Source organism: Ornithinimicrobium cerasi (assembly GCF_003702705.1).
GTDB lineage: Bacteria > Actinomycetota > Actinomycetes > Actinomycetales > Dermatophilaceae > Ornithinicoccus > Ornithinicoccus cerasi.
The window spans coordinates 225,517-240,572 of sequence record NZ_QZMN01000004.1; the positions used below are offsets into that span (position 1 = coordinate 225,517).

Sequence of the window (15,056 nt, forward strand, 5' to 3'; positions counted from 1 at the left end):
ACGTCCCTCACACACAGGAGGCCAGGATGTCCGCTGTCATGCCCCGAGTCATGACTCGCGGGGTGGTGTTCATTCACTCCACCCCCACTGCGTTGTGCCCGCACATCGCGTGGGCGGTCGAGGGCGTCCTCGACACCAGGGTCAGCCTGGACTGGGTCCCCCAGCCCGCGCAGCCCGGCACGATGCGCACGGAGTTCTCGTGGACCGGTGACGCCGGCACGGGTGCCTATCTCGCCAGCGCCATGCGCGGCTGGGACGGCCTGCGGTACGAGGTCGTCGAGGAAGCCAGCCGCGGGAGCGACGGGATGCGGTGGACCCACACGCCGTCCCTCGGCATCCACCAGGCCCGGTTGTCGGCCAACGGCGACGTCGTCGTCAACGAGGACCGGCTCCGCTCGATCGTCGACCAGTGCGACGGGGACGCCGACCGGCTGACCGCCGAGCTGCGGCGGGCGCTGGGCGGTGAGTGGGACGCCGAGCTGGATGTGTTCCGCCACGCCGGGGAGGGTGCCCCACCCACCTGGCTGCACAAGGTGGGCTGAGGCCGACCCCCGGACCCTCAGGGCCGACCCGCGGGCACGCGGCGGCGCACGTCCTCGTGGATCGCCAGCATCCGCTGCGAGGACGCCTCCCAGTTGAAGCGCTCCGCCTGTTCGCGCGCGAGACGGCGGGCACCCTGGCGGCGCAGCAGCGCCTCGACCCCGTCGGCGAAGGCGGCGGGGGTGGAGGGGGCGACGCAGCCACCGGTCCCGACCACCTCCTGCAGGGCGCCTTCGTCGGTGCAGACCGTGGGCACGCCGCAGGCCATGACCTCCAGGGCCGCCAGCCCGAAGGTCTCCAACGGTCCCGGCGCCACCGCGACGTCCGCGCTACCCATGCGGGCGGCCAGCTCGGACCGGCTGGTGATGTACGCGTGGAAGAGGATCGGCAGGTTCTGGGCCCGTTCCATCAGCTGGCCCCGCATCGGTCCGTCCCCGAAGACCGTCATCTGCACGTCGTGGCCGCGACGCACCAGCTCACGCACGGTCTCGATGGACAGGGCGGGGCGCTTCTCGGGTGAGAGCCGTCCGCAGTGGACCAGCTGGACGGTCCGGCCCGGGGGAGGGGGCCACGGCACCGCGGAGTCCGGGTCCCGGTGCGGCCGGAACACGTCGAGCTCGACGCCGAGTGGGACGACGTGCGCGTGCACCCCGATGCGCTCGAACTCCTCCGCCGAGAACCTGCTCGGGGTGACGATCGCGTCGTAGTCGTGGGCACTGCGCCGGTTGACGAGGTCGGCCGCCCAGGTGGCGGGCCGGTCCGGCACCGGGGTCCGGCGGACCATGATCCCCGTCATGTTCTCGTGGCTGATCATCACCGAGCCGATGCCACGGCGCCGCGCCCACCGACCCATCCAGCGCGTCGTGGCACGGTCGGACACCTCGATCACGTCGGGGGTGATCGCGTCCATGAGCCGCGAGAGGCGGGAGCGGTCGAACATCAGGGAGTACCCGGTTCCGGGGATCGGGGTGGCGGGGACGCGGTAGACGGTGCCCTGACTCTCCTCCGTGATCTCCGGGCCCGGCCCCGGGATGATCAACGAGGCGCGGTGGCCGTGGGCCCGGTAGTGCTCCCCCCAGGCACGCAGGGCGGTCTTGATGCCGCCGGAGGTAGGGCTGACGAAGTTGGCGACGCGCAGGATGTGCATGACGACGGCGAGCCTACGCGCCGCCCTCGCGTCAGCGGTACGTGCGCAGGGTGAGGGCCACGTTCACGCCCCCGAAGCCGAAGGAGTTGTTGACGGCGGCCACGTCCCCCTCGGGCAGGGCGCGGGGCGCGCCGGTGACGACGTCCAGGTCGATCTGCGGGTCGGGGTCGTCGAGGTTGATCGTGGGTGGGACCCTGCGGTCGCGCAGGGTCAACGCGGTCAGGACCGCCTCCAGCGCCCCGGCCGCACCGAGCAGGTGCCCCGTCATCGACTTCGTGGCGGTGACCGCGAGGTTGGCGGTGTGGCTGCCGAAGGCTCGGTGGATCGCCTTCGTCTCGGCCAGGTCGCCGACGGGGGTGGAGGTGGCGTGGGCGTTGATGTGCAGGATGTCGCTCACCGCCAGCCCGGCGTCCGCGACGGCCTCCTCCATGGCTCGGGCCGCCCCTGCACCCTCGGGCTCGCCAGCCGTGATGTGGTAGGCGTCCGAGCTCATCCCCACGCCCGCCAGCTCGGCGTAGATCGTCGCGCCCCGTGCGAGCGCGTGCTCCTCCGCCTCGAGGACGAAGACGCCGGCGCCCTCGGCGATGACGAAGCCGTCGCGGCCCACGTCGTAGGGCCGGGAGGCGCGCTCGGGGTCGTCGTTACGGGAGGAGAGCGCGGTCATCGCCGCGAAGGCGGCGATGGGCAGGGGGTGGATGGCAGCCTCGGTGCCACCGGCGACCATGACGTCGGCCCGTCCGGTCCGGATCATCTGCAGCGCCAGGCCCATACCCTCGGCGCCGGAGGCGCAGGCGCTGACGGGGCAGTGCGCGCCTGCCCGGGCGCCCAGGTCGAGGGAGACCGCCGCCGCGGGGCCGTTGGGCATGAGCATCGGGACGGTCAGCGGGAAGACCCGGCGGGGACCGCGGGTGCGCAGCACCTCCCACTGGTCCAGCAGGGTCCAGACCCCGCCGATGCCGGACCCCACCGCGACACCCAGCCGCTCCTTCTCGACCTCGGGGCTGCCCGCGTCCGCCCAGGCCTCGCGCGCGGCGATGAGGGCGTACTGACCGGCCGGGTCGTTGCGACGCACCTCGACCTTGGTCAGCACCTCCGAGGGCGGCGTGTGGATCTGACCCGCGAAGGTGACGGGGAGCTCGTGCTCGCTGACCCAGTCCTGGGTGAGGGGGCGCACGCCGGACCTGCCGGCCAGGATCGCCTCCCAGGTCTGGGGGGCGGTGCCTCCGACCGGGGTGGTGGCGCCGACGCCGGTGATGACGACGCGACGAGCGGGCTGGGAGGAGGACGGGGAGGTGGACATCGGCGGCGGCTCTCCTGTGTCGGTGGGGGGCTGAGGGGTGGGCCGGGGGACCGACCCGGGTCGCCCGGCGCGGGGTATGGGGTGTCCGCGCCGGGCGCGTTCCTGCGGTCAGCCCTGGTTGCTGGCGATGTAGGTCACGGCGTCCCGGACGTGGGTGAGGTTCTTGACCTCGTCGTCGGGGATGCGGACGCCGAACTTGTCCTCGGCGTTGACCACGATGGTCATCATCGAGAGCGAGTCGATGTCCAGGTCCTCGGTGAAGGACTTGTCCATCTGGACCTCCTCGGGCTCCAGACCGGTCTCCTCGTTGACGATCTCGGCCAAGCCCTCGAGAATCTCCTGCTCGGACAGTGCCATGTGCGTTTCTCCTTCGGTATGCGGTTGGGCTGACCCGGTGCTGTGCACCCGCCGGGCCTCGGGAGCTGGGGTGTGGCCTGTGAGCCCTAGGGCATGAGCACGACCTGGGCGGCATACACCAGACCGGCCCCGAAGCCGATCTGGAGCGCGACGCCGCCGTGCGGGGCCTCGCCCTCGTCGAGCATGCGGGACATGGCCAGCGGGATCGACGCGGCCGAGGTGTTCCCGGTCTCGGCGATGTCCCGTGCGACCGGCACGTGCTCGGGGAGCCCGAGCGCCTTGATCATGGCGTCGGTGATCCGCATGTTGGCCTGGTGGGGCACGAAGGCGTCGAGGTCGTCGGGCGTCAGGCCCGCCGCCCGGACCGCCTCCACGGCCACCGGGGCCATCGAGAACACGGCCCAGCGGAAGACGGCCTGGCCCTGCATGACGAAGGAGGGCCACGGGATGCCGTCCTCCCGACCGGGGTCCTCCATCTGCGGCCGCAGGTCGGTCCACGCCTCGCGCTGGGTGATGACGTCCGCCTTGTCCCCGAGGCTGCCCCAGAGCGTGGGGCCGATGCCGGGGTAGTCGGAGACGCCCACGACGGCGGCGCCGGCCCCGTCCCCGAAGATGAAGGCCGAGCCCCGGTCGTACTTGTCGGTGAAGTCCGACAGCTTCTCCACGCCGAGGACGAGGACGTAGTCGGTGGTGCCGGCGCGGACCATGTCGTTGGCGAGCGAGATCGCGTGGCAGTAGCCGGCGCAGGCGGCCGAGATGTCGAAGGCGGCGGGGTTGGGGATGCCGAGGCGGTGCGCGAGCATCGGCGCGGCCGCGGGGGTCTGGTAGGGGTGGCTGACGGTCGCCATGATGACGACGCCGATCTGCTCCGGCGAGACGCCGGCCTGCGCCATCGCCTGCCGTGCCGCGGGCTCGGACATGTCGATGACCGTCTCGTCCTCGCGGGCGAAGCGGCGGGTCACGATGCCGGAGCGCTGCTGGATCCACTCGTCGGAGGAGTCGATGAACTGCACGATCTCCTCGTTGGTGACCACCCGCTCGGGACGGTAGCCGCCGAGGCCGTGGATGCGCGCGTGCCGCATCCCCTGGGGGACCGTGAGCTCCTTGCGCTCGGTCGAGCCGGCCGGCGCGGGGCCGGGCGTCACGGTGCCGGCGCCGTCCGGCGCGGTCGGGGTGGAGAGGTCGTCGGTCACAGCGGGTCCTCCTGCGGGTGGGGGCGGGCGGCTCCGGCGGACCCGTCGGCGCCGTGCTCGCTGAGCATCCGGCGCGCGGTGTCGAGGTCGTCGGGGGTCTTCAGGGCGAGCAGCTCGACACCCTTGAGCTCGCGCTTGGCCAGCCCGACGAGGGTGCCGGCCGGGGCGAGCTCGACGAGCGCGGTGACCCCGAGCTCGGCGAGGGTGCGCATCGTGAGGTCCCAGCGGACCGGTCGCGAGACCTGACCGACCAGGCGGTCGAGGACCTCGCGGCCGGTCGCGACGGCAGCGCCGTCCGCGTTCGACAGGAGCGTCACGTGCGGGTCGTGCACCTCCATGGACCGGGCGAGCGCCGCGAGGCGCTCGACCGCGGGCTGCATGTGCTCGGTGTGGAAGGCGCCGGCGACCTGCAGGGGTATGACGCGCGCCCGCGCCGGGGGCGCGGCGGCCAGGGCGGCCAGCTGCTCCAGGGTGCCGGCGGCCACGACCTGGCCGGCGCTGTTCATGTTCGCGGCGGTCAGGCCGTGCGTCTCCAGCGCGGCCCGCACCTCCTCCGGGTCGCCGCCGACGACGGCGCTCATGCCGGTCGGGGCGAGGGCCGACGCCGCGGCCATGCCCCGACCGCGCTCACGGACGAGGACGATCGCCTCCTCCTCGGGAAAGGCACCCGCCGCCGCGGCGGCCGTGATCTCCCCGACGGAGTGGCCGGCCAGCACGTCGGCACCGGCCGCCGCTCTCCGGGTGTCCGGAGTCACGACCGCGCCGAGGACCACCAGACCGGCGGCCACGATGAGCGGCTGGGCCACGGCGGTGTCCCTGATGGTGTCGGCGTCCGAGGTCGTGCCGTGAGCGAGCAGGTCGAGGTCGGCCGCGTCGGAGAGCCGCGCGAGGTGCTCGGCCACGCCGGGGAGCTCGAGCCAGGGACGGAGGAAGCCGGGGGACTGGGAGCCCTGCCCGGGCGCGACGATTGCGAGCACCTGACCACTCTGCCGGTGAGACCCTCCAGACGACGTGCCCGTTCCCGACGAGAAGAGGGCTGAACCTTTGGAGGTTTCCTCCAAACGACGGCCGTCCGGCGTCATCGCCCACCCCGCCAGGTGCGGCCGTGCTGGCCCATCCGCCCCAGGGCGAGGGCGACCTGGAGCACCCAGGCGTCACGGGGGGAGTGGGGGTCCAGGCCGACCACGTCGCTCGTCCTCCGCAGGCGGTAGCGCACGGTGTTCGGGTGCAGGAAGAGCTCACGGGCGGTGGCCTCGAGCACCGTGCCGTTGTCGAGGTACGCCTGCACCGTCTCCAGGAGCGCCGAGGGGTGGTCCCGCAGGGGTGCGTAGACGCGGTCGACGAGCATCCGCCGGGCAGGCAGCTCCCCCAGGAGCGCGCGTTCGGGAAGCAGCTCGTCGGCGGCGACGGGCCGTGGGGCGGTGGCCCAGGCACCCGCCGCGTCGGAGCCGGACAGCGCCGCGCGGGCGCTGCGGCCGGCGGCGAAGAGGTGAGGCACCCGCGGGCCCACGACGACGGGGCCGGGTCCGAAGAGCGCGGTGAGCCGGCCTGCGTCCTCCAGCGGCTCCTCGGTGCCACCGAGGATGCAGACAAGGCGGGGACCCTGGGCGGCGGTCAGCGCCTCCCGTCCCAGGCGCAGCGCGGTCTCGCGCACCGCCGACAGCGCGACGCCGGAGTCACCCTCGGGCAGCGAGCCGACGACCACGGCGACCCCGGAGACGTCCTCCCAGCCGAGCTCGGCGGCCCGCGAGGCGAGGGTCTCGTCGGCCTCCCCGCGGATGACGGCGTGCACCACCAGCGACTCCAGCCGGGCGTCCCAGCGGCCGCGACGCTCGGCGGCCTTGGCGTAGACCTCGGCCGCGGCGAAGGCCACGTCGCGCGAGTAGCGCAGGACCGCCTCCCGCAGTGCGGGCCGTTCCGGCTCGGCGACGAGGTCGGGGACCGCGTCCTCGACGGTGGCGACGGCGGTGCGCGTCAGGTCGAGCGCCTGGCGAAGGGAGATCGTCTGGGCCAGGTTCTTCGGCGCCCCGGCGAACATCTCGGCCGACACCGCCCGCTCGGGCGAGCCCTCGGCATACCAGCTGAGGAGGGCGTTGATCCCGGCCTGGCTGATGAGGGAGACCCATGACCGGTCGTCGGGGCTGAGCTCGCGGAACCACGGGTGCTCCGCCTCCATCCGACGGGTCGCGAGGGTGGCCAGGGCTCCGGAGCGCCGGGTCAGTCCCTCGGCGCCCCGGGGAGGGGCGGCTCCGCTCAGGCGTCGCCCCCGGTGTTGCCCGAGGTGCCGGCGGTGACGTCCAGCAGGCGGTAGCGGTCGGCGGCCTGCCGCGGCACCTCCGGGTCGATCTCGCCGCGGTCGGCCAGCATCTGCAGCGCCTTGACGGCCATCGAGGGACCGTCGATGTGGAAGAAGCGCCGGGCTGCGGGACGCGTGTCGGCGAAGCCGAAGCCGTCGGCCCCCAGCGCGTGGTAGTCCTCCGGCACCCAGGGGGCGATCTGGTCCTGGACCTGGCGCATGTAGTCGCTCGTGGCGACGACCGGACCGGTGCCCTCGGACAGCCGCCGCGTCACGTAGGGCACCCGTCGCTCCTTCTCCGGGTGCAGGAAGGCGTCCTCCTCGCAGGCCATCGCCTCGCGGCGCAGCTCGGACCAGGAGGTCACCGACCAGACGTCCGCCGTGACGCCCCAGTCCTCGCGCAGCAGGGCCTCGGCCTCGAGGGCCCAGGGCACGCCGACGCCCGAGGCGAGGAGCCGGACGTGGCGGCCGTCCCCGCTCGGCTCGGCGGCGCTGATGCGGTGCATCCCCGCCAGGATGCCCTCGACGTCGACGTCCTCGGGCTGTGCCGGCTGCAGCATCGGCTCGTTGTAGACGGTGACGTAGTAGAAGATGTCCTCGGGGTTCTCGCCGTACATGCGCTCCAGCCCGCGCGGGAGGATGTGCGCCATCTCGTAGGCGTAGGCCGGGTCGTAGGCCACGCAGGCGGGGTTGGTCGAGGCGAGGAGCGGTGAGTGCCCGTCCGCGTGCTGCAGACCCTCACCCGCCAGCGTGGTGCGCCCGGCCGTCGCCCCGATCATGAACCCGCGGGCGAGCTGGTCGGCCGCCGCCCAGATGCCGTCACCGGTGCGCTGGAAGCCGAACATCGAGTAGAAGATGTAGAAGGGCACCATCGGCACCGCATGGGTGTCGTAGGACGTGCCCGCGGCGGTGAACGCGGCGACCGAGCCGGCCTCGTTGATGCCGACGTGCCAGATCTGGCCGGACTCGGACTCCTTGTAGGCGAGCATGAGGTCCGCGTCGACCGAGGTGTAGTTCTGCCCGTGGACGTTGTAGATCTTGGCCGTGGGGAAGAAGCTGTCCATGCCGAAGGTGCGGGCCTCGTCCGGGATGATCGGCACGAGGTGCTTGCCGAACTCCTTGTCGCGCATCCACTCCTTGAAGATGCGGACCAGCGCCATCGTGGTGGCGACCTGCTGCTTGCCGGACCCCTTCTTGGCGACGTCGTACACCTTGGCGTCCGGGAGGGCGAGCTTCGCGGCCTTCTCGGGCTCCCGCTTGGGCAGGTGCCCGCCCAGCTTGGCCCGGCGCTCCTGCAGGTAGCGGATGGCCGGGTCGTCCTCGCCGGGGTGGTAGTAGGGCGGCTTGTAGGGGTCGGCGTCGAGCTGCTCGTCGGTGATCGGGATCCGCAGGCTGTCGCGGAAGCCCTTGAGGTCGGCCAGCGTCATCTTCTTCATCTGGTGCGTGGCGTTGCGACCGGCGAAGTGCGAGCCGAGGCTGTAGCCCTTGATCGTGTGCGCCAGGATGACGGTGGGCTGGCCGTGGTGGGCCAGGGCCGCCTGGTAGGCGGCGTAGACCTTGCGGTAGTCGTGGCCGCCCCGCTTGAGCTTCCACCAGATGTCGTCGTCGCTCCAGTCCTTGACCATCTCCTTGGTGCGGGGGTCGCGGCCGAAGAAGTGGTCGCGGATGAACGCGCCGTCGTTGGCCCGGTAGGTCTGGTAGTCGCCGTCCGGGGTGGAGTTGAAGAGGTTGACGAGCGCGCCGGAGGTGTCCCGGGCGATGAGCTCGTCCCAGCCGCGTCCCCACAGCACCTTGATGACGTTCCAGCCGGCGCCGCGGAAGAAGCTCTCGAGCTCCTGGACGATCTTGCCGTTGCCGCGCACCGGCCCGTCCAGACGCTGCAGGTTGCAGTTGACGACGAAGGTGAGGTTGTCGAGCTCGTCGTTGGCCGCGACCTGGAGCAGACCGCGCGACTCCGGCTCGTCCATCTCGCCGTCCCCGAGGAAGGCCCACACGTGCTGCTGGCTGGTGTCCTTCAGGCTCCGGTTGTGGAGGTACTTGTTGAAGGCCGCCTGGTAGATGGCGTTCATCGGGCCCAGGCCCATCGACACCGTCGGGAACTGCCAGAAGTCCGGCATCGACCGGGGGTGGGGGTAGGAGGGCATCGGCGTGTAGCCGTCCTGCAGCCCCTTGGACTTCTCCTGCCGGAAGCCGTCGAGGTCCTGCTCCGTCAGCCGGCCCTCGAGGAAGGCGCGGGCGTAGATGCCTGGCGAGGCGTGGCCCTGGAAGAAGAGCTGGTCGCCGCCGCCCTCGTGGTCACGGCCACGCCAGAAGTGGTTGAAGCCGACCTCCCACAGCGTCGCCATCGAGGCGTAGCTGGAGATGTGGCCGCCGACCGAGATGTCCGGGTGCTGGGCGCGGTGCACCATGACCGCCGCGTTCCACCGGATCCAGGCGCGGTAGCGGCGCTCCATGTCCTCGTCGCCGGGGAACCAGGGCTCGCGCTCCGGCGGGATCGTGTTGATGTAGTCCGTGGTGGTGAGGGAGGGCAGGCCCACCTGGGAGTCACGGGCGCGTTCCAGCATCCGCAGCATGAGGTACCGGGCACGCTGCCGACCACCCGCCTCGATGGCTGCGTCCAGGGAGTCGAGCCACTCCTGGGTCTCCTCGGGGTCGGTGTCCGGCACCTGGCTGGGCAGACCGTTGAGGATCGGACCGACGGGGCGCTCCGTAGCCATCAGGGAAGTCCTTTCGAACGGCGGGTGAACTCGCGGACAGTCTGTCACGCACCCCGGACCGACGTCGGGCGACCCTTCGCGGCGGCTCGCCGGGCCATCGCCTTTACAACCGACGGCGCGATCTAGTTGTGTAGGGGCACCATGGCTACCGAGAACGACACCGTTGACCCCTCCGACGCCGGCCCGCTGGGCGTCCCCCTCCGCAAGATGGGAGTCGCGCCCGGCCAGATCGTCATCGAGTACGGCTACGACGACGACGTCGACGAGGACGTGCGCGCGGCGATCGAGACCCTGGCCGAGGGACCCCTGGAGGACGAGGACTACGACGGGGTGGTGGACGTCGTGCTGCTGTGGTGGCGCGAGGGAGACGGCGACCTGGCCGACGAGCTGATGGACTCCCTCACCACCATGGAGGAGGGCGGCTTCATCGCCCTCCTCACGCCGGGCGTCCGCCGCCCGGACCGGGTGGCCGCCCACGACGTGCAGGAGGCCTGCGCGACCTGCTCCCTCACCGCCTCCGGGGCCGTGCCCCTGGGCGAGTGGGTCGGCCAGCGGCTCGTGGGTCGCAAGTGATCCTCGACGTCGGCTCGCGGGCCCCCGACCTCACCCTGCCGGACCAGCACCACGACCGGGTGTCCCTCTCCGGCCTGGTCGCGGACCGGCACGTCCTGCTCGTCTTCTTCCCCGCGGCGTTCTCCTCCATCTGCACCGGGGAGCTGCTGGAGATCCAGCTCAACATCGACGAGTTCGTGAACGACAAGGTGCAGGTGGTGGGGGTCTCCTGCGACCCTCTCGACGCGCTGCGGGCCTGGGCGGCCCTGGAGGGCTACCGGTTCCCGCTGCTGTCCGACTTCTGGCCCCACGGCGAGGTGAGCCGCGCCTACGGCGTCCTCAACGAGTCCACCGGGGCGGCGACGCGAGGGACCTTCCTCGTCGACCCGACGATGACGGTGACGTGGAGCCTGGTCCACGGACCCGGCGAGGAGCGCCCGATAGGTCTCCTCCACGAGGCGGTCCGCGACCTCTGAGGCCACGTCGGCGCCGGCCGCCCCACCGGCCCGGGCCTCGTGTCGGCGGACCGCTCCGCGGGCTGGCACAATGGCACGCCGGACCCTGACGCCCTCGACCGAGGGGCGCCCGGTGTCCGGATGGGGCCTGTAGCTCAGCTGGTAGAGCGCCGCGTTTACACCGCGTAGGTCGTCGGTTCGAGCCCGGCCGGGCCCACCCATCACAGCAGGTCAGAAAACCGCAAAACACGAGGTCAAAGGGTGGTATTGCCCTTTTCAGACATTTGCTTGACGCTTCACCCACTCTGAGCAGCGATGCGAGACCCTGCCTACCCCGTTCGCACGCCGTTCGCATCAGGGTACGATGACCTAAGCACATCGATGTGCAAGTCATAGACGGGAGCAGGACATGGCATCGGTCCACCCGAGGGGCAAGACGTGGGTCGTTAGGTACAGGACGCCACAGGGCACCAACGCTCAGAAGACCTTCAAGGGGTACAGGGAGGCTCAGGCGTTCAAGGCAGAGGTCGAGACGCAGACCAACAAAGGGACGCTGATCGATCCCACGTACAGACGCCTCACTTACGCCGACTGGCACGAGACGTGGATGACGCAGCGCCCAGACCTCAGGGAGAGCACCAGGGCGCGGGTGGAGGGGATCGCACGCGTCCACCTGCTGCCGACGTTCGGCCACCTGCCGGTGCAGCGCATCACGCAGCAGGACGTACAGACCTGGGTGACGAAACAGCAGGTTGCGCCAGCCACAGTGAGACGCAACTATGGAGAACTGTCCAACTCGTTCACGGCGGCAGTGGCGGCAGGCATCATCACTGTCTCTCCCTGCCGGGGGATCAGGCTGCCCAAGGTGCCCAGGGCTGGAATGGCGATCCTCGACCACGAAGAGATAGAGGCGCTTGCCGCGTGCATCCTGCCCAGGTACAGGGCACTCGTCTACCTGTTGGCCTACGGAGGTCTGCGGATAGGGGAAGCGCTGGACCTCACCCCGGCTGACGTAGACCTGAAAAAGGGGACCGTGCGGGTTGACAGCACACTGACGATGGGTGCTGACGGCAGCCAGACCTCTGGCCGTCCCAAGAGTGATGCAGGCATGAGAACAGTCCCACTGCCCAGCAAGATCGTCAGCGTTCTCGCAGAGCACATGCAGACCTATCCGGCTGACTACGTGTTCACAGGTGGCAGGGGAGCGCAGTTGCATGTGTCCAACTTCGGGGAACGCACGTTCAAGCAGGCAGTAGCCAAGTGGAACGCTGTCAGGGAGACCCAGGCTCTACCGCCGTTGAAGCCGCGTGTCCATGACCTACGGCATACCGCTATCACTCATTGGATACGGCTGGGAGCAGACCTGCCGCGAGTCAAGACCTGGGCGGGGCACACGAACGCAGCATTTACCCTGGACCGCTATGCGGGTTACTTCCCCCAGGACGACAGCAAGTTCATGGACGCGCTTGACCAAGGCATCGGAGCGAGATAATGGAGACAGCAATCATCGCAGCACTGGCAGCAGTGCTGGGCGTGGTAATCGGCTCGCTACTGACTGAGCGACGGGAGCACCGAACGTGGCTCAGAGACCAGAAGATGCAGGTCTACTCCGAACTCATTGGGTTGTCGGAATACGCCGACAATATCAGAAGTGACGTCTGGGACGTGGATCGATTTAGGGAATATCAACAGAGGCACAACGACCTCCTGGCCCGGATAAGTCTGATTGGTAGTCAAGAAATGGTGCTCGCGGCCGGTGACCTTCACCGACTGGGAGGGGAGGTCTACGCGAAGAAAGAAGAAGACTTGAAAAAGGCAGTTAATGCTTTCACGACACAACTGCTCAAAACAATTCAGATTGCGCGAAAAGAACTGGGCTTGCCTACTCACCGCATGCATTTTGACGAGTGATGACGGCAGCAGCGGTATGCTCATGCTGCACTGCTCCTTGCGCAGCCCGTGCGGCCAGCGCCAGAGAACCCCTAGGTAATCCCTAGGGGTTCTCTGCATACTGAGGAATGCTATCGCGCTTATTCGCTCATGCCCTCTAATGCCTTGTCCAGATTCCGCCTGTCGTAAGCACCAATGAGGAAGTTGTCTGCCTGATAGGCGTGGAACTCTTCGCCTGCCGTGTAGTCAGGAATGGCTACCTCGTCAGCAGACTGGAACACTAGAATCTCAATGTCCCCACAGTCCAGGTGACGCATCCCACCAATAGAGTCATGCTGGTCCGAACCCCAGGGGCACTCAGACAAACCAAGTTCCTTGGCCATGAGATTGGGTGAGTTCTCAAATGCACTCACATCAAGGTCCGTAGTGGCGTCCTCGTATGTCACGTCCCCACCGAATGACTGTGTGATGTACCTGTCTCCACTTGACTCCGGTTCGGCTGCCGCTTCGGGTTCGTCGCTGCCCCCGCAACCCGTCAGGGCTGCCATGGAAACCGTCACGAGTAGTGCCTTGAATGGCGCGTTCACGTCTGTCCCCTTTTCGTCGTCAATGACTGCTGTGCCCCACACTCTACAGGGCGGGGGTCTGGATGGTTCCCCACCGGCTGTATCAACCCAGAGCACCGGCCTAGCGCTCACCATCACGATCCCTGATGACTTGATGATAAGCCCGGTCTCATGCGGAACGGCTGATGATAACGCTGATGACAAGTCTGATGACCTGATGATAAGACCGTGTCTCTGATGATAGAGGAAGCCCAGCAAAAGACTCAGAAGATAGTGATGTTAAAGAAGATAGAAGAATATACACACATATATCTACAGATACATCATCATCTACAGACAGACCTTCCCTCTATCTTGTCATCACCTCTATCATCAACCTTCGGGGTCTGTCATCACTCTTATCATCAACAGTTCCCAGTGATACCGGACTTATCATCACTATCATCGTCATCTACCCCCGGTCGGGGTGATGAGAGAGTGTGCAGCCCGCTTATTCTCGCATTTCCGCGTGAGCAAGAAGGATTATTTTCGGCCGCTCCAGAATAGCGCCGGGTGTGATATACTATGGTGTAGAGGTTGGGAACCGAACTATCGGCCCTGACGTCTAAGCAGTACAGGTCAGGAAATGACCACTTTCTCAATGAGTCCGTCAACACTCGGAGGCGTAAAACGGTTTAGATCTTGTTCAAAAGTTGAATTTCTGTTCTCACCGCCCTCTCCCCCTTGGTCTTGACGGACTCCCAGGGGGAGAGGGCACTTCCTTGTCTGAATACATTTAGTGCGATAGCACAAGGAAGAGAGAACAGAATGAACAACGAGAATAAGCAAGTATTGCCGGGTGATGAGTCATGAACCTTGACCTATTCACGATCAAGAACACACCCATCAGGAAGACGAAGTGGATCATCCCCGGGGTGATGGAGTCAGGACGCTACCACCTGATCTATGGGGACAAGGGCGCGGGAAAGACAACCTTCACATGCGGCTACCTGATCCCAGAAGCAATGGACGGCGGGATAGAGCGCATCGTCTATATCTCGCCGGGTGAGGAAACGACAGCAGCAGACCTGCTGGTCTACGCAGCAGTTCACGGATACGATCCGTCACAGGTTCTTTATTTCAGCGACGGTGTGGAAATGTCATTCGCTGCTGGCACCGGCGATGAGATTGACGAATCCTCGGGAGTACCGCAGTTCACCGGGGAAGGTAAAGAGCGAGAGAACGAACTCATCCGCCTGAACATGCACCCTGAGGCGCTGACGGACAAGAACAACGTCAACAGTCGGAACAAATCCTTCTATTTCCCTGTGGACGTCCTGGCGCTGATGAAGAACATCCGTGATGATGTTCCCACCCTCTATATCGTTGAAGGACTTGACGAAGTTGTTGGTGCGGATGTTCTCAGGTCGTACGGAGGAACCGATACGGTGCAGAACCGTTCATGGAAGAACGTAATCCGTTATATTGAGAATCTGTTGAGCGACAACGACGTGTTCATCGACGTGACGCACACCAAGAAGGGCGACGGTAGCCAGATTAAAGGTTCCACCGGACGTTTCGACAAGGCGCGCCACGCACTGCGTATCAATGGTCATAACAAGACTGGTGAACGCTACACCACTGTCGTGGGAGAGGGTAACGCCACCGGCAGGGAATGGCGTAACGAGCAGATCATTCTGGTTCGTGACGTGGAGGAGCAGGACATTCAAAAGGCGTTCGGTCATCCTGTCACACACCGCGTTCCCCAGAAGGTGTTCTCCGGGTTGGAGTCGGTAGCAACGGATATGACCCTTCCTGATCTGCTCACCCTGGACTGGTCTGAGCCACGTTCGACCGCTGACATTGTTGTAGCCCTGGGGCTACGTGAGGAAAACGGCATCAAGGCAAATGACGCACGCATGTGGGAGAAGGCACGCAAGAACCTTCCCGCGAACGTCCGAATCAGCAGCGTCAAGCGTGGTCTTTGGTCCTGGGAGAACTGGGCAGAGTTTCAGGATGAGGATGACGCAGCATGACCGCCATCCAGTCAAGAGCGGTAGCGCC

14 protein-coding genes and 1 tRNA gene are annotated in these 15,056 nt (G+C 67.6%); 7 read left to right on the top strand and 8 right to left on the bottom strand.

Annotated features, from left to right (window positions below; genetic code table 11):
• Nucleotides 1–26: 26 nt before the first annotated feature.
• Nucleotides 27–542, top strand: coding sequence for a DUF3145 domain-containing protein (locus D4B81_RS06425; RefSeq protein ID WP_122261615.1), 516 nt, complete (start codon nucleotides 27–29; stop codon nucleotides 540–542).
• Between the two features lie 17 nt (nucleotides 543–559).
• Here D4B81_RS06425 and D4B81_RS06430 read toward each other — a convergent pair whose 3' ends face one another.
• The 7 genes from D4B81_RS06430 to aceE all read right to left on the bottom strand — a co-directional run bounded on the left by D4B81_RS06430 (nucleotide 560) and on the right by aceE (nucleotide 9,550).
• The gene (locus D4B81_RS06430) at nucleotides 560–1,687 is read right to left on the bottom strand and encodes a glycosyltransferase (protein WP_122261616.1); all 1,128 of its coding nucleotides are present in this window, start codon (nucleotides 1,685–1,687) and stop codon (nucleotides 560–562) included.
• Between the two features lie 31 nt (nucleotides 1,688–1,718).
• Nucleotides 1,719–2,987 (bottom strand): beta-ketoacyl-ACP synthase II, encoded by a 1,269-nt coding sequence (fabF, locus tag D4B81_RS06435; protein ID WP_122261617.1) that lies wholly within the window; start codon nucleotides 2,985–2,987, stop codon nucleotides 1,719–1,721.
• A gap of 108 nt (nucleotides 2,988–3,095) precedes the next feature.
• On the bottom strand, nucleotides 3,096–3,344 hold the full coding sequence (locus tag D4B81_RS06440) for an acyl carrier protein (protein WP_097187705.1): 249 nt from the start codon (nucleotides 3,342–3,344) through the stop codon (nucleotides 3,096–3,098).
• A gap of 86 nt (nucleotides 3,345–3,430) precedes the next feature.
• Complete coding sequence (locus D4B81_RS06445; RefSeq protein ID WP_097187906.1) at nucleotides 3,431–4,426, bottom strand: beta-ketoacyl-ACP synthase III; 996 nt, start codon at nucleotides 4,424–4,426, stop codon at nucleotides 3,431–3,433.
• Between the two features lie 107 nt (nucleotides 4,427–4,533).
• Nucleotides 4,534–5,514: an ACP S-malonyltransferase gene (locus D4B81_RS06450; RefSeq protein ID WP_122261618.1), complete on the bottom strand. Its 981-nt coding sequence runs from the start codon at nucleotides 5,512–5,514 to the stop codon at nucleotides 4,534–4,536.
• 101 nt (nucleotides 5,515–5,615) lie between these two features.
• Nucleotides 5,616–6,713: a PucR family transcriptional regulator gene (locus D4B81_RS06455; protein ID WP_122261619.1), complete on the bottom strand. Its 1,098-nt coding sequence runs from the start codon at nucleotides 6,711–6,713 to the stop codon at nucleotides 5,616–5,618.
• 77 nt (nucleotides 6,714–6,790) lie between these two features.
• Nucleotides 6,791–9,550, bottom strand: coding sequence for a pyruvate dehydrogenase (acetyl-transferring), homodimeric type (gene aceE, locus D4B81_RS06460; protein WP_122261620.1), 2,760 nt, complete (start codon nucleotides 9,548–9,550; stop codon nucleotides 6,791–6,793).
• A 141-nt stretch (nucleotides 9,551–9,691) separates the two neighbouring features.
• Here aceE and D4B81_RS06465 point away from each other — a divergent pair, with 141 nt between their 5' ends.
• From D4B81_RS06465 to D4B81_RS18015, 5 genes are all read left to right on the top strand, one after another.
• Complete coding sequence (locus D4B81_RS06465) at nucleotides 9,692–10,123, top strand: DUF3052 domain-containing protein (RefSeq protein WP_122261621.1); 432 nt, start codon at nucleotides 9,692–9,694, stop codon at nucleotides 10,121–10,123.
• Nucleotides 10,120–10,578, top strand: a complete 459-nt coding sequence (locus D4B81_RS06470) for a peroxiredoxin (RefSeq protein ID WP_122261622.1) — start codon at nucleotides 10,120–10,122, stop codon at nucleotides 10,576–10,578. Before D4B81_RS06465 ends, D4B81_RS06470 begins: the two co-directional genes overlap by 4 nt.
• A 123-nt stretch (nucleotides 10,579–10,701) precedes the next feature.
• Nucleotides 10,702–10,774 (top strand) — tRNA-Val (locus D4B81_RS06475).
• Nucleotides 10,775–10,966: 192 nt separating this feature from the next.
• Nucleotides 10,967–12,049, top strand: a complete 1,083-nt coding sequence (locus D4B81_RS06480) for a tyrosine-type recombinase/integrase (protein ID WP_122261623.1) — start codon at nucleotides 10,967–10,969, stop codon at nucleotides 12,047–12,049.
• The gene (locus D4B81_RS18015) at nucleotides 12,049–12,468 is read left to right on the top strand and encodes a hypothetical protein (RefSeq protein WP_161965013.1); all 420 of its coding nucleotides are present in this window, start codon (nucleotides 12,049–12,051) and stop codon (nucleotides 12,466–12,468) included. Before D4B81_RS06480 ends, D4B81_RS18015 begins: the two co-directional genes overlap by 1 nt.
• 119 nt (nucleotides 12,469–12,587) lie before the next feature.
• Here the strand turns inward: D4B81_RS18015 and D4B81_RS18020 are convergent, their stop codons facing one another.
• The gene (locus D4B81_RS18020; protein WP_161965014.1) at nucleotides 12,588–13,034 is read right to left on the bottom strand and encodes a hypothetical protein; all 447 of its coding nucleotides are present in this window, start codon (nucleotides 13,032–13,034) and stop codon (nucleotides 12,588–12,590) included.
• An 827-nt stretch (nucleotides 13,035–13,861) separates the two neighbouring features.
• Between D4B81_RS18020 and D4B81_RS06485 the strand changes: the two genes are divergently transcribed.
• Complete coding sequence (locus D4B81_RS06485; protein WP_122261624.1) at nucleotides 13,862–15,028, top strand: AAA family ATPase; 1,167 nt, start codon at nucleotides 13,862–13,864, stop codon at nucleotides 15,026–15,028.
• The last annotated feature ends 28 nt before the right edge of the window (nucleotides 15,029–15,056 follow it).

Excerpts from the sequence above, each read along its gene's own strand:
- D4B81_RS06425 (WP_122261615.1), top strand. The coding sequence starts at position 27 with ATGTCCGCTGTCATGCCCCGAGTCATGACTCGCGGGGTGGTGTTCATT.
- D4B81_RS06430 (WP_122261616.1), bottom strand. The coding sequence starts at position 1,687 with ATGCACATCCTGCGCGTCGCCAACTTCGTCAGCCCTACCTCCGGCGGC.
- fabF (WP_122261617.1), bottom strand. The coding sequence starts at position 2,987 with ATGTCCACCTCCCCGTCCTCCTCCCAGCCCGCTCGTCGCGTCGTCATC.
- D4B81_RS06440 (WP_097187705.1), bottom strand. The coding sequence starts at position 3,344 with ATGGCACTGTCCGAGCAGGAGATTCTCGAGGGCTTGGCCGAGATCGTC.
- D4B81_RS06445 (WP_097187906.1), bottom strand. The coding sequence starts at position 4,426 with ATGCGGCACGCGCGCATCCACGGCCTCGGCGGCTACCGTCCCGAGCGG.
- D4B81_RS06455 (WP_122261619.1), bottom strand. The coding sequence starts at position 6,713 with ATGGAGGCGGAGCACCCGTGGTTCCGCGAGCTCAGCCCCGACGACCGG.
- aceE (WP_122261620.1), bottom strand. The coding sequence starts at position 9,550 with ATGGCTACGGAGCGCCCCGTCGGTCCGATCCTCAACGGTCTGCCCAGC.
- D4B81_RS06465 (WP_122261621.1), top strand. The coding sequence starts at position 9,692 with ATGGCTACCGAGAACGACACCGTTGACCCCTCCGACGCCGGCCCGCTG.
- D4B81_RS06480 (WP_122261623.1), top strand. The coding sequence starts at position 10,967 with ATGGCATCGGTCCACCCGAGGGGCAAGACGTGGGTCGTTAGGTACAGG.
- D4B81_RS18015 (WP_161965013.1), top strand. The coding sequence starts at position 12,049 with ATGGAGACAGCAATCATCGCAGCACTGGCAGCAGTGCTGGGCGTGGTA.
- D4B81_RS06485 (WP_122261624.1), top strand. The coding sequence starts at position 13,862 with ATGAACCTTGACCTATTCACGATCAAGAACACACCCATCAGGAAGACG.